Below are 12362 nucleotides of genomic sequence, written 5' to 3'. Positions count from 1 at the left end.
GTTCCGACGAGCTCAGGTTGTCGACGTGCCCGGCGCTCGTCGACTCCCGGGCCGGAGCAGGCTGCGTGCGAGCCAACCCGACAGCAGGGGTTCGAGGTCCGGTAGTGCCGGTTCGGCGTGCGTATCGAGGGCGTCGGAGGAGAGTTGGCGGACGGCGTAGACGGCCGCGAGGAAGACCTCGAACGGGAGATCGGGGTCGAGATCGGCGTCGTCGACGGCCAATTTGCGATGCTCGTCACGGAGAAATGTCGCGATGAATTCCATTGCCGCCCGGCGGCGTCGGCGCGCGGACGGCCCGGCTGCGTCGAACTCGAGCTGGAATGCACGGGCGACGACGAGGTCGCGCTGCAATGTCTCGAGGTAGGCGCGCAGCACCAGGGGAATGTCGCGGCTGACGGCGGTGTGGGTCAGCCGCGCCGTCATCTCGGTGACCAGTACCGAGATGAATCGGTCGTAGGCGGCGTCGGCGCAGGCGTCGATGTGCTCGAAGCAGTCGTAGAGCGCCGAGCGTGACATCCCGGAGCGTGCCACCACCTCCTTGACGCCGACCGCCTGGTAGCCGTACGCGGCCACCAGTTCGGTGTAGGCGATCATCACGCGCTCGGACTGGATGGCGCGGACCTTCTCGCGACTCAGGCCGTGCGGACCGCGCGGCAGGCGCTCAGGTGTGCTGAAGAAGACGCCCTCGGTGATCCTGGGAATGGGCGATTCGGCCGAATCGGACGTGGACGTAATACCTCCTGTAGTAAAGTACCGAACCGTACGTTACTTGGCGTGCGGACGGATCGAGTTGGTGTGCGGACGGATCGAGGGAGTGCAGTGCGTTCGAGAATAGTGGTGCGGCGAGTCATCGGGGCCGTCGTGGCCGTCGCGGCAGCGTGCGTCGGGCCGCATGTGGCGCCGGCGCACGCGAGCCCGGCGAGCCCGATGAGCAGCGAGTCGATCTATTCCACCGTGGGCGACCTGACGTCGTCGGGTCCGCGGGCAACCGGGTCACCGGGTGGCCGCCGCGCCGCCGACTATGTGGCCCAGCGCTTCCAGGCCGCCGGGCTGTCCGACGTCCACTTCGAGGAGGTCACCTCCTACGATTGGACGCCGTCGAACTACGGGCTGCGTGTCGGTGACACCCCGATCGACGCCTTCCCGGTATCGCACTCGTTCATCCCGGCCGATGCCGGCGCCGGGCACCGCAGCACCGGGATGACCGGGCTCACCGCGCCGGTCGCCGACATCGGGAACGGCAAGGTCGCCGGTCACGATGTGCGCGGCAAGATCGTCCTGTTCGACCTGGACTTCTTGCTACCCACCGCAGGCATGCTGCCATTGGCCGAGTACATCAACGATCCGGGGAACTCGCGATTCGATCCGGAGACGATGCTCGCCGCCAATCCCTACCTGACGTCACTGGAATCGACTGTCCGCGAGGCGCAACAGGCCGGCGCCGTCGGCTTCGTCGGTGTGCTCGACGACTACTTCGACTCCAATCGCTATCACAACGAGTACTACCGGCGACTCGCGATGACGATCCCCGGAATGTGGGTGACCCGCGCTGACGGGGCTCGGATGCGCGAAATGCTTGCCCGGCAGGGGAATCGAGCACGAATCGATCTCACCGTGGACCGGCGGGCGGTGACCGCTCGCACCGTGGTCGGCATGCTGGCAGGGCGTACCCGCGACACGGTCATGGTGCAGTCGCATCATGATTCGGTGACCACCGGCGCCGTCGAGGACGGCACCGGCACCGCCGAGGTGATCGCGCTCGCCGACCACTACGGTGCGGCGGCCCGGCGGCCGGGATACCGTCCGCGCGACAAGAGCCTGATGTTCGTCACCTTCGACTCCCACTTCACCGGATATCAGTCCCATCAGGCATTCGTCGACAAATATCTCGTGCGCCGGGCCACGCCGTGGAACATCGTGGCCAACACCACGATCGAACATGTGGGGCGCCATGCCAAGCGCGCCGCGAACGGCCGTCTGATCACCACCGATCAGCCCGAGCCCAAGGGCATCTTCGAGAACGTGAATCTCGCTCTCAAGGCCGACATGGCACGTTCGTTGAGCCGCAACGATGTTCGGGCCGCCACGATGCTCAATGCCGCGCCCTTCCAATACACCGGCGGCGGCGTGCCGACCGACGCGTCGTTCGCCCTGGTCGCCGGGATACCCGTCGTGAGCTTCATCGCCGGACCGCTGTACATGTATGACGACGCCGACACCCTCGACAAGGTCGACCGCAGCCAACTCGCCCCGGTGGCCGCGTTCTTCGCCGACACCCTTGATCGTCTCGACGCGCAGCCGAGCCGATCGATCGGCCTGGTACCCCGGTGACCCTAATGCCGGCGGCACGTGGGAAGCGGTGCAGCGCAGGCGTTGTGATCCTGGCGATGACCGCGGTTGCGGCGTTGGCGGGCGCGGGCGGGGCGCGTGGTGCGCCGGTGGTGGTCCCGACCGTTCTCGCGGCCACGCCGGTGACCGATCCCGTCGTCGCACTGCCACAGGCGGTCTCGACCACGCTGATCCGTTATTCGTCGACGTCGGTGCGGGGGCAGCCGACCCAGATGACCGGGACGCTGCTGCTGCCACGGTCCGCGCCGCCTCCCGGTGGCTGGCCATTGGCCGTGTGGAATCACATGACGGTCGGTGCAGCCGACGTCTGTGCCCCGTCATCGGCGCGGGCCGGTGATCCCGAGCTGGCGCACATGACCTCCGGGAATCGGATTGTCGGCAGGCTGCTCGACGCCGGAATTGCGGTTGTACGACCAGATTTCGAAGGGATCGGGGCGCCGGGGCCGCATCCGTATCTGATCGGCCGGTCGCTGGCGCGGTCGACGATCGACGCGGCGTTGGCGGTGCGGCACACAGACTCGCGGATCGGCCGCGACGTCGTGCTGGCCGGCCACTCCGAGGGGGCGGTGGCGGCACTGTTCGCGGCCGCGTCGCCCGCGGTCGAGTGGGGCGGCCTGCGGCTACGCGCGGTGGCCGCGGTGACCCCGCCGACGCACATGGGCGACATCGTCTCCGGTGTCGGACAGCTACCGTTCGGCGGCGCGCCGACCGCCGACCTCGTCGGACTCGCCGCCCTGCTGATCCACGGCGCCGCGGCCGCCGACCCGGGCTTCGCCGGCCTGGTCGAGCGTGGGGGCCTCAGCCCCGCCGCGAGGCGACTGCTCCCGCACCTCGAAAGTCGTTGTTACACCGGGTTGTCGGCATCGGACTCGTTCGGCGGCATGGCCCCGACCCAGCTCCTCGGGCCGCGCGGGGTGTCGGCACGCGCACAGCTGGCGGCCATCGTCGACCGCAATGATGTTGCCCACCTGAGGTTTCCGGCCGGGTTGCCGATTCGTGTCGACGCGGGAGCCTACGACGCGGTGGCCCCGCTGCCGGTGGTCGCGGAGCTGGTCGGGAAGTATCGGCGCGCCGGCACGCCCGTGGATTTCGCGGTCCACCCGGCCGGCCACACGCCGGTACCCACCGACCCGCGTACTGCGACGGCGATCGCCGAGTGGCTGACGGCTCGGCTCGAGCCGCGGTAGCACGATCGGGCATAGGCTTTCGGTATGGAGACCATCGGAGTGCGTGAGCTGCGGTGAGAACGCATCGCGATACCTCGCGCGAGTCGAGGCCGGCGAGACGTTGGATGTGGCGAACAATGGACGCCTCGTCGCGCATCTGGTGCCGGCCGCCGAAAGCGAAGGCTCCCGATCGGCATTGATCGACGCCGGGGTCCTCGTTCCCGCCCGCCGCCCCGGGATGCTCACCGCAGTCAGCCCGATCCGCAGCCGTCACAACCTCACCGCGATCCTCGAGGACGTTCGCGGCTCGCGGTGACCGTCGAGCCGCTCACCTCGGCGTCCACGATCACTTCGTCACCACCCGCCACTGCGCCGTCGCGTGAGCGGCATTACCTGTTGGTTTCGGTAACACCTATGCTGTTCGGTATGAGTGAGCTCACCTTTACCCCGACCGCCGACCTGGTCGACGAGATCGGTGCCGATGTGCGGAGCTGCGATACCCAGTTCACCCAGTACGGCGGGGTGCGCGAGTTCGTCGGCCACGTCACCACGGTCCGCTGCTTTCAGGACAATGCGCTGCTCAAGTCGATCCTGGGCGAATCGAATCCGGGTGGCGTGCTCGTCGTCGACGGGGACGCATCGGTGCATACCGCACTGGTCGGCGACCTGATCGCCGAGCTCGGCCGGTCCCACGGCTGGGCCGGCGTCATCGTCAACGGCGCGATCCGCGACGCGAAGGCGATCGGCGGGATGCAGATCGGGGTGAAGGCGCTGGGCACCAATCCGCGCAAGTCCACCAAGACCGGCGCCGGGGAGCGCGACATCCCGCTCGAACTCGGCGGCATCACCTTCGCCCCCGGCGACACCCTCTATTCCGACGACGACGGCATCGTGCTCGTCGCCGCCGTCTGACCCGACCACCCGTTCTGTCCGATCGCGCGAGGAGATTGATCATGGCCCGACCCACACCCGAATACTTCGCCCGGCTCGGCGCGCTCGCCGCGATCGACAACGCGGCGGACCGCCCGACCCGTCCGGTGCTCGAGGCGTTCAGTGGCGTCGAGATGGCCACCATCCCGGTCGGCACCGCCGACGACCTCGAGACCGCGGTGGCACGTGCGCGCGCCGCACAGGAGGGCTGGGCTGCCCGCAGCCCGCAGGACCGTGCCAAGGTGATCGACCGGTTCTCTGAGTTGGTACACCGAAATGCGGTGTCGCTCATGGACATCGCACAGGCCGAGACGGGTAAGGCCCGCGCGTACGCCCAAGAAGAGGTCATCGACGTCGCGCTGTCCGCGCGGTACTACGCCGCCAACGGCCCCAAGCTGCTCGCCGATCGCAAGGTGAAGGGCATCCTCCCGGGTGCCACCAAGGTGCGGGTGCGGTATCAGCCCAAGGGTGTCATCGGCGTCATCAGTCCGTGGAACTACCCGCTGACGCTCGCGGTCTCCGACGCGGTCGCGGCGCTGCTCGCGGGCAACGGCGTCGTCATCAAGCCGGACAGCCAGACGCCGTATTGTGCACTGGCCCTCGCCGAACTCCTCTACGAGGCGGGCCTGCCGCCGGAGCTGTACGCGGTGGTGCCCGGACCGGGCAGCGTCGTCGGGCAGGCGATCGTCGCGACCACCGACTATGTGATGTTCACCGGATCGTCGGCGACCGGCGCCACCCTGGCCGAGCAGGCCGGCCGACGGCTGATCGGATTCTCGGCCGAACTCGGCGGCAAGAACCCGATGATCGTGACCGCCGGCGCCGACATCGACCGGACCGTCGAGGGCGCTGCCCGCGCCTGTTACTCGAACTCGGGCCAGTTGTGCATCTCGATCGAACGGCTTTACGTCGATGCCGCCATCGCCGACGAGTTCATCGAGAAATTCGGCGCGTTTGTCCGCAAGATGCGCCTGAGCGCCTCCTACGACTTCAACGCCGACATGGGCTCGCTGGCATCGGCGGCCCAGGTCGACGCGGCGCAGGCGCACGTCGACGACGCGGTGGCCAAGGGTGCCACGGTGGTCGCCGGCGGTAAGCGCCGTGCAGATCTCGGGCCGTTCTTCTTCGAGCCGACCGTGCTCACCGGCGTCACCGACGCGATGGAGTGCTTCGCCGACGAGACCTTCGGGCCGGTGGTGTCGGTGTATCCCGTCGACTCCGTCGACGAGGCGATCAAACTCGCCAACGACACCGCATACGGGCTGAACGCGAGCGTCTGGGCCGGCAGCAGCGAAGAGGCGCAGCGCATCGCGGAGAAGCTGCGCGCCGGCACCGTCAACATCAACGAGGGCTACGCCGCGGCATGGGCGTCGACGGCGGCCCCGATGGGCGGCATGGGCATCTCGGGTGTCGGTCGCAGGCACGGCGAGGAGGGGCTGCTCAAATACACCGAGTCGCAGACCATCGCCGAGCAGCGGTTCATCGGTATCGATCGCGCCCCCGGCATCCCGCGGGGCCTCTACCGCGCGGCGAGCCCGTACGCGATGCGTGCCCTGAAGTATCTGCCCGGCCGCTGACGGGCCCTGGCGGAGAGTTCAGCGGGCGGCCCAGCCGTTGGCTTTGCCGGCGAGCGCCCACTCGCGGTCCCAGAGCGCGTCATGGGTGCGGGTGACGCGACGTCGCACGAGGCCGGTCGCGATGATGACAAGGGTGAGTACCGCCAGCCACGTCAGTCCACCGACCCAGACCGCGCCCAGCACACGTTCGGTGACGCCGGGATGGTTGTGCAGGCGGGTGCCGTCCGCAGTGGTCCAGGCGTCGAGGACGGCGCCGGTCTTGGTGCCGTCGGCCACCGACATGGTGTCGGTATGGCGACCCGAGGAGGTGCGCCAGGCGAGGGTCGCAGTGGTTCCCACGGCGGTGGCTCCAGGGTCGGTGACGTGGACGACCGTGGCGCTGATCGGGATCGCGTCGTCCGCCCGGGCGGTGACGGCCCGGTAGGTGGCGTTGCCCGCCCACACGCATAGCGGAATGGCCAGCAACACCAGGGCCACCGAAATCACCGCCGCGGTGGCGAACATTCGATCGCCGCGCCGCATCAACGCATTGTGCGACCACGGCAGGTACGCGTCCCGGCGCCGATACGCCGTCCGATCGTCCATCACAGTCCTCGCGATCCCCAAACCTGTTCACCATCCAGAATTCGCCTGTCGGGCCGTTTTGACAAACTCGATCCCCGGTCCAGGGCCGAACTGTGAGTAACGAAACACCGCGCAGAGCGGTCATCGAGCCGCAACAGCCGCGACCGATCGGTCGAGGCTGTTGCGGTGTATGGCGAGTTGCCCGGTCAGCCCATCGTGTAATGGAAGGTGATGGGGTAGCCGGCGTCGCTGTGTCCGGCGATCTCGATCTGCGCGAATCCGCGCATGGCCGCCAGCCCGCCGGTGCCCAGGTTCTCGACGATGTCGAGCCGCTCGTAGACCCCGGTCGCATTGTGGAAGCCGTTGTGGCGCAGCACCAGCGTGCCCTCGTGGCCGTCGATGGAGCCCTCGAATGCCTCGAATCCGAAGGTGGGTGCATCGCCTTCGGCGTTATAGGCGAGCAGGTAGGACAGGCGGCCGGTACCGGAGACGTCGCCGTCATAGCTGTAGGTGACGTCGGCGCGAGCGAAGCCGTGCGTCGGGTAATCCTTTCCGCTGATCTCGACGGTGTGGTCGTCGGCGAGGTAGATCGTTTCCTCTTCCCAGGAGGCGACCTGGAAAGTCGCTGCGACGGTGTGGGTTTGGATGTCGGGAGTGGCATTCATGAACCCAGCCTGCCCGTGGCGGGCGGGGGTGTCTTGGAGAAACGCGACAGCCCGTCCATACCCACGAAACTTGTCAAAAGTATTTTCGATCGATGGTTGCCATGCGGATAGATCGGGCGTAGACTCGAACGCACCAGCGACGAACTGATGTTTGATCGCTTCACTGGGGGGTGACAATGAGCGCAACCGATTCGACTGGTGGTCCGGGAACCAGCGTCGAAGACAAGGTTGCGCAATTGCACGCCCTCATCGATGATCTGGCGAAGACGGATCTGTCGCCGTGTTCGGATGAGACACTGTTGGAGGTCGCGGCAGCCAATGAACGCGCGATCAACCGGTTGACGTTTCAGGGTGACCGGCAGATCGTCGAGCTATCCGACCGGAATGCGGAGCGCCGGTTCGGGTTTCGATCGGTGACCGACATGATGGTCGTCGGGTTGCGGGTGTCGGAGCCGATGCGCCGCCGCAAGCAGATGACCGCCACCGCCACCTATCACGGGTTGACCGGTGAACCCCTCGCCCCGAAGTACCCCACGTTGGCGCAGGCGTTCGCCGAGGGGGCGGTCGGGCCCGCACATTCGCGGGTGGTGATCGACGTCCTCGACGACATCCCGCACCAGGTCGACCACGACATCAAGGTCAACGCCGAAAAGCAGATGGCCGACTACGCGCGCGTGCACACCCCCGCCGAGTTGACCACGATCGGCGCCCGCCTCATGGCACACCTCGACCCCGACGGCGAGTTGACCGACGACACCGACCGGCAGCAGAAACGCCAAGTGTTCCTCGGCCGCCAAGACACCCAGCAAATGTCGAAGATGACCGGCAAAATGACCCCGGAATGCCGCGCCGACCAAGAAGCCGTCTGGGCGGTATGGGCCGCACCCGGCATGAACAACCCCGACGACCCCGACTCACCGTCGGGTTCCGTCGAAGACGCCGACCCCGAAAAATTGGCGGCCGCCGCCGACCGCGACACCCGCAGCCAAGCCCAACGCAACCATGATGCGATGCAGGCCGTGTACAAACTGGCCCTGACGTCGGGGGAACTCGGCGAATCGCACCGCGGCCTACCGGTGCAGCTGATCATCAAAGCCGACCTGACCGACCTGATCAACGAAACCGGCCACGGCGTGACCGCCACCAACAGCCTGCTGCCCATCACCGACGTCATCCGGTTGGCGGCCGACGCGCAACCCTGGTTGGCGGTGTTCGGTGAGCACACCACCGTGCCCCTGTATTTGGGTCGCGCCCGGCTGGCGAGCCGCGGACAACGCATCGCCCTGTTCGCCAAACCCGACGGCCAAGTGTGCTCACACCCCGGATGTTCGCAACCGGCCGCGCATTCGGAAATCCACCACGCCACCCTCGATTATGCGAAGGGCGGGTTGACCAACATCGACGACCTCGCCCCGGCGTGCCCGAAACACAATCGGATGGTCGGCGACCGGCTTGGCCAGTACACCACCGGCATCTACCGCGACGGACCCCTCGCCGGCCGGTGTTGGTGGCGCCGCAACGCCGCACCCGGCGCCCCACCGCACCCGAAACGCGTCAACAAACTGCCCGACGTCGGGCCCGACTTCACTGCCGGGCTCGCGAGGGTGCGTGCCCAAATACACGCGCAACCATCCGACCCACCCGACGCGGGTAATCCGTTGCCGGACAGCAGTACCGGTATATTCACCGGTCCGATCGCCTCGGACCGGAGCTGCTTGGTGGGCTTGGCGCCCGGTGACAAGATCCTGCGCACCACCGTCGGCACCGCGACCGGCAGCTACGACATCGTCGAGATCATCACCCACGATGATGACGCGCTCGACCCGGCAGATCGGTAGAGCATTGTCGCGCGTCGGTCGCGGGCGGCAGGCCATCATCGGTGCTGCCGACGCGCTGCCGTTCCGGGTGTCGCGAATACTTCCACCCGCCGACCTCGCGTACTGGGTCGACTACACGTGGATCGTGCGCTGGACGGTCACCGAGCCGCATGTGCAGCAGGTGATTCCACAGCCGGTCGTGCACATGGCGGCCGAGGCCGACCGGATGTGGGTACATGGGGTCGGGGAGAACAGCTTTGCGCGCACGCTCGCCGGTGATGGCCAGGTGGTCGGCGTTGCCTTCCGCGCGGGCGGTTTCCGCGGGTTCCTCGACGGACCGGTGAGTGCACTGACCCGCTCGGTGCGCACCGTCGGCGACGCGCTCGGCGTCGACGATCGCCCTCTCGCGTCCCGGCTGCTCGATCCCGATCGCGGTGACGACGATCTGGCCGCGATCGTCACCGGTTGGCTCCGCGACCTCGGTCCGGTTGTCGACCCGGCGATCGACGAAGTCGCGTCGCTGGTCGAGGCTGCTGAACACGACGCGGAGATCACCCGAGCCGAACAACTCGCCCACCGGGGTGGCGTGAGCCTGCGAACCCTGCAACGCCAGTTCGGCGAGTACGTGGGCATCGGACCCAAGTGGGTCATCCAGCGGTTCCGGATGCTCGATGTGGCTGCGGTGGCCAATGCCGGCGGTGACGTCGACTGGGCGGAAACCGCTGTGCGCCTGGGCTTCACCGATCAGTCACACCTGACGCGAGCGTTCACCAGGGTCGTCGGCACACCGCCGGCCGCCTATGTCCGCGGCGGCCGCACCACAGATCGTCGACGCTGAGTCGCCGGGCACGCTATCGTCGGAGCAAGGCAGCGGTGCGCGACACGGGTCGCCCCGCGGTGCACAAGGGAAGGCGTGATGGCGCAGACGATCAGTGAATTCACAAGGGACGGACTGACGTTCGATGTAACCGACTCCGGTGTGACCAGATCGGACGACGCCGCGGCGGCAGACGATGTGCCCATCGTCATGTTGCACGGATTCCCCGAACGCGCATCCTGCTGGGACGCGGTCACCCCGCTCCTGAATGCGCAGGGATATCGGACCGTCGCACCCGATCAGCGCGGGTACTCGCCCAGAGCCCGCCCCAGTGCCGTCCGCGACTATCGAACATCTGAACTGGCCCGCGATGTGATCGCACTCGCAGATGCGCTCGACGCACCGAAAATTCATCTCGTCGGCCATGATTGGGGTTCGGCTGTCGCGTGGTCGGTGGCCGGTGATCATCCGGACCGCGTGGCCACACTCACCGCACTCGCGGTCCCGCACCCCGGCGCATATCTGCGAGCGATGCCTCGCGGTCAACTACTGCGTTCGTGGTACATGGGCCTGTTCCAGATCCCACGGTTACCGGAGTGGTTGCTGAGCAAGGGAGTCACCAGTCCGCGCGCGCCGCAGATCGGTCCGCCCGGCTTCACCGATCACCTGCGCACCGAGATCGTCGAGTATGGCGCGCTGACCGGCGGCCTCAACTGGTATCGCGCGCTCAAGTACGGTGACCGCGGCCTGATGAACCGCAAGGTGACCGTCCCCACCACCTATATCTGGAGCGACGGCGACATCTTCCTGTCCCGCGCCGGTGCGCGCGGATGCGCGCAGATGGTCGACGCGCCTTACGATTTCATCGTTCTCGAGGGCGTCGACCACTGGATTCCGCAGCGGCGTCCCCGTGAGGTGGCCGACGCCATCCTGGCGCGCATCGGCTGAGGCCGCCCCGGTCGGTTGCCTGGCTCAGGAGCGGCGTCGGCGCAGCACCTCGACGAGTACGAGCAGGGCCGCGAGCAGGCCGGCGCCGACAACGACAGGCACACGCACCGGAAAAGGAAGTTCGGTCGGTGCGCCGGCTCGCAACTGCGCGAAGGTGGCCTGCTGAGCATCGGACTCGGCGACCACGTCGACGATAGCCGGAGCGTCCGGCGTCAGCTGTGTGGAATCAACCGGTGTGGGGTCGACCGGTGTGGAATCAACCGGGGCCGCTGTTGCCGATTCGTCGAAGGGAAGTTCGGGCTCGACGTGCGGCGCGGCCGGCGGTGCGGATTTCGGAGGTGCCTTCTTGGCTGGTGCGGTACCCGCGGGTGGAGCCGGACGCTTGGCAGGCGGCGCCTTCTTCGCGGCGGTCTTCTTGGCCGGTGCCTTTTTCGCGGCTGCCTTTTTCGCGGGGGTCTTCTTGGCCGGCGTCTTCTTCGCAGGGGTCTTCTTGGCGGGCGCCTTCTTCGCGGGCGCCGCCTTCGGCTGCGCCTGTTCTGGCGGGTTCTGCTGTTCTGTCGACTGCTGCTGGTCGGCGGCCCCCGTGCCACCCGTCTCCGCCGCGTTGTCGTCTGCCGGCCGAGAAGCCGACGGTTCAGGCACTTCGCGCGGATTCGGGTCGGTCATATCGAGTCGCTCCCTTGCGTGTCGCTGGCGTGGCGAAGTCAATCCTAGACACGGGTGTCCGATGTGGTTTCACCACGACACCCGCCCGCGGCGAGGCTCAGGCGCGGACCCCGAGCCGGGCCAGCACGTCGGCGTCGATGGCGCCGAGTTCGTCCTCTATCGCCCGATGCGCCGTCCGGCGCTGACCGGCCGACATCGACTCCGCGGCGTCGACGGCGATGGCCAGATTGTCCAGCCGATCGGTCATCGCGTCGACGAACGCTTTCGCGTCGGCCGAGGTGTCCTTCGCGGAAACCTTCTCCACCGAGGTGCGGGCGGTGGCGATCCGCGCCGACAGCGTTGCACCGTGGCCGGAGAACTTCCGCAACACATCGGGCGTGACGCCGGCGCGTTCGGCCTGCATCGTGGTGAGCCGGCCACGCGCGGCGACCGCGGCCCGGTAGACGACCGGCGCGACGATCGGCGCCACGAGCCGGCCGACGGTGAGATAGCGGCGCACGCTGGCCGGGCTCAACGGCTTCGCGTCGGCGTCGGCCTTGGACTTCGCCGCCACCGTCTTGGCCTCGGCCTGCGCCACTTTGACCTGTGCCTTGCCGGTTTTGCGCGCGGCTCTGGCCGCCTTCTTCGCGGCCTTGCTCTGCCTCTTCAGTTCCTTGTCACGCAGCTTGTGCTCGGCCTTGTGGCGGTCCTTGACGGCCTTGCGGCGTTCCTTGGATGCGAACTTCGCCTCGAGCCTCGCCTTGGCCTTGATTGCTTTGGCCTCGACCCGCCGCTCGGCGCGGCTCCTACGGTCAGACGAGAACAAACCCATCGGTGCACCTTTCGCTGGGACTGCCGATCAACGCGCACCTACACGACCGCCA

The 12362-nt window shown here is 67.7% G+C and carries 13 protein-coding genes; 8 read left to right on the top strand and 5 right to left on the bottom strand.

Annotation, left to right across the window (positions count from 1 at the left end; all coding sequences use genetic code 11):
• Positions 1 to 12 precede the first annotated feature (12 nt).
• Positions 13 to 594, bottom strand: a complete 582-nt coding sequence (locus ACLQ3C_RS05625; RefSeq protein ID WP_425704051.1) for a TetR/AcrR family transcriptional regulator — start codon at positions 592 to 594, stop codon at positions 13 to 15.
• A gap of 225 nt (positions 595 to 819) precedes the next feature.
• Between ACLQ3C_RS05625 and ACLQ3C_RS05620 the strand changes: the two genes are divergently transcribed.
• The 5 genes from ACLQ3C_RS05620 to ACLQ3C_RS05600 all read left to right on the top strand — a co-directional run bounded on the left by ACLQ3C_RS05620 (position 820) and on the right by ACLQ3C_RS05600 (position 6022).
• A complete protein-coding gene (locus ACLQ3C_RS05620; protein WP_425704050.1) occupies positions 820 to 2331 on the top strand; it encodes a M28 family peptidase in 1512 nt (503 codons plus the stop codon).
• Between the two features lie 56 nt (positions 2332 to 2387).
• The gene (locus ACLQ3C_RS05615) at positions 2388 to 3536 is read left to right on the top strand and encodes a lipase family protein (RefSeq protein WP_425704049.1); all 1149 of its coding nucleotides are present in this window, start codon (positions 2388 to 2390) and stop codon (positions 3534 to 3536) included.
• Between the two features lie 43 nt (positions 3537 to 3579).
• Positions 3580 to 3831, top strand: a complete 252-nt coding sequence (locus ACLQ3C_RS05610) for a type II toxin-antitoxin system Phd/YefM family antitoxin (RefSeq protein ID WP_425704048.1) — start codon at positions 3580 to 3582, stop codon at positions 3829 to 3831.
• Between the two features lie 98 nt (positions 3832 to 3929).
• Positions 3930 to 4427, top strand: coding sequence for a ribonuclease E activity regulator RraA (rraA, locus tag ACLQ3C_RS05605; protein ID WP_425704047.1), 498 nt, complete (start codon positions 3930 to 3932; stop codon positions 4425 to 4427).
• Positions 4428 to 4468: 41 nt separating this feature from the next.
• A complete protein-coding gene (locus tag ACLQ3C_RS05600; RefSeq protein ID WP_425704046.1) occupies positions 4469 to 6022 on the top strand; it encodes a succinic semialdehyde dehydrogenase in 1554 nt (517 codons plus the stop codon).
• A gap of 18 nt (positions 6023 to 6040) precedes the next feature.
• Here ACLQ3C_RS05600 and ACLQ3C_RS05595 read toward each other — a convergent pair whose 3' ends face one another.
• Both ACLQ3C_RS05595 and ACLQ3C_RS05590 read right to left on the bottom strand, forming a co-directional pair.
• A complete protein-coding gene (locus tag ACLQ3C_RS05595; protein WP_425704045.1) occupies positions 6041 to 6607 on the bottom strand; it encodes an Rv1733c family protein in 567 nt (188 codons plus the stop codon).
• A gap of 185 nt (positions 6608 to 6792) precedes the next feature.
• Positions 6793 to 7251: a DUF3224 domain-containing protein gene (locus ACLQ3C_RS05590; RefSeq protein ID WP_425704044.1), complete on the bottom strand. Its 459-nt coding sequence runs from the start codon at positions 7249 to 7251 to the stop codon at positions 6793 to 6795.
• Positions 7252 to 7427: 176 nt separating this feature from the next.
• Between ACLQ3C_RS05590 and ACLQ3C_RS05585 the strand changes: the two genes are divergently transcribed.
• From ACLQ3C_RS05585 to ACLQ3C_RS05575, 3 genes are all read left to right on the top strand, one after another.
• Complete coding sequence (locus ACLQ3C_RS05585; RefSeq protein ID WP_425704043.1) at positions 7428 to 9089, top strand: DUF222 domain-containing protein; 1662 nt, start codon at positions 7428 to 7430, stop codon at positions 9087 to 9089.
• The gene (locus ACLQ3C_RS05580; protein ID WP_425704042.1) at positions 9058 to 9906 is read left to right on the top strand and encodes a helix-turn-helix domain-containing protein; all 849 of its coding nucleotides are present in this window, start codon (positions 9058 to 9060) and stop codon (positions 9904 to 9906) included. Before ACLQ3C_RS05585 ends, ACLQ3C_RS05580 begins: the two co-directional genes overlap by 32 nt.
• A gap of 78 nt (positions 9907 to 9984) precedes the next feature.
• Entirely contained in the window at positions 9985 to 10833 is an 849-nt protein-coding gene (locus ACLQ3C_RS05575; protein ID WP_425704041.1) for an alpha/beta fold hydrolase, read from the top strand.
• Positions 10834 to 10857: 24 nt separating this feature from the next.
• Here ACLQ3C_RS05575 and ACLQ3C_RS05570 read toward each other — a convergent pair whose 3' ends face one another.
• The gene (locus ACLQ3C_RS05570) at positions 10858 to 11499 is read right to left on the bottom strand and encodes a hypothetical protein (RefSeq protein WP_425704040.1); all 642 of its coding nucleotides are present in this window, start codon (positions 11497 to 11499) and stop codon (positions 10858 to 10860) included.
• Between the two features lie 97 nt (positions 11500 to 11596).
• Positions 11597 to 12310 carry a DUF6474 family protein gene (locus ACLQ3C_RS05565; protein ID WP_425704039.1) on the bottom strand — a complete coding sequence of 238 codons (714 nt, stop codon included), beginning with the start codon at positions 12308 to 12310 and terminating at the stop codon, positions 11597 to 11599.
• Positions 12311 to 12362 lie beyond the last annotated feature (52 nt).

The organism is Gordonia sp. DT30, assembly GCF_049844915.1.
GTDB lineage: Bacteria > Actinomycetota > Actinomycetes > Mycobacteriales > Mycobacteriaceae > Gordonia.
The sequence above is the reverse complement of the archived record's forward strand: the minus strand, read 5'-3'. Positions and strand labels throughout refer to the sequence as shown.

Bases quoted from the DNA above. Each gene is read 5' to 3' on its own strand.
- ACLQ3C_RS05570 (WP_425704040.1), bottom strand. From the start codon at position 11,499: ATGACCGACCCGAATCCGCGCGAAGTGCCTGAACCGTCGGCTTCTCGG.
- rraA (WP_425704047.1), top strand. From the start codon at position 3,930: ATGCTGTTCGGTATGAGTGAGCTCACCTTTACCCCGACCGCCGACCTG.
- ACLQ3C_RS05615 (WP_425704049.1), top strand. From the start codon at position 2,388: ATGACCGCGGTTGCGGCGTTGGCGGGCGCGGGCGGGGCGCGTGGTGCG.
- ACLQ3C_RS05600 (WP_425704046.1), top strand. From the start codon at position 4,469: ATGGCCCGACCCACACCCGAATACTTCGCCCGGCTCGGCGCGCTCGCC.
- ACLQ3C_RS05590 (WP_425704044.1), bottom strand. From the start codon at position 7,251: ATGAATGCCACTCCCGACATCCAAACCCACACCGTCGCAGCGACTTTC.
- ACLQ3C_RS05575 (WP_425704041.1), top strand. From the start codon at position 9,985: ATGGCGCAGACGATCAGTGAATTCACAAGGGACGGACTGACGTTCGAT.
- ACLQ3C_RS05565 (WP_425704039.1), bottom strand. From the start codon at position 12,310: ATGGGTTTGTTCTCGTCTGACCGTAGGAGCCGCGCCGAGCGGCGGGTC.
- ACLQ3C_RS05625 (WP_425704051.1), bottom strand. From the start codon at position 594: ATGATCGCCTACACCGAACTGGTGGCCGCGTACGGCTACCAGGCGGTC.
- ACLQ3C_RS05585 (WP_425704043.1), top strand. From the start codon at position 7,428: ATGAGCGCAACCGATTCGACTGGTGGTCCGGGAACCAGCGTCGAAGAC.
- ACLQ3C_RS05580 (WP_425704042.1), top strand. From the start codon at position 9,058: ATGATGACGCGCTCGACCCGGCAGATCGGTAGAGCATTGTCGCGCGTC.
- ACLQ3C_RS05595 (WP_425704045.1), bottom strand. From the start codon at position 6,607: ATGGACGATCGGACGGCGTATCGGCGCCGGGACGCGTACCTGCCGTGG.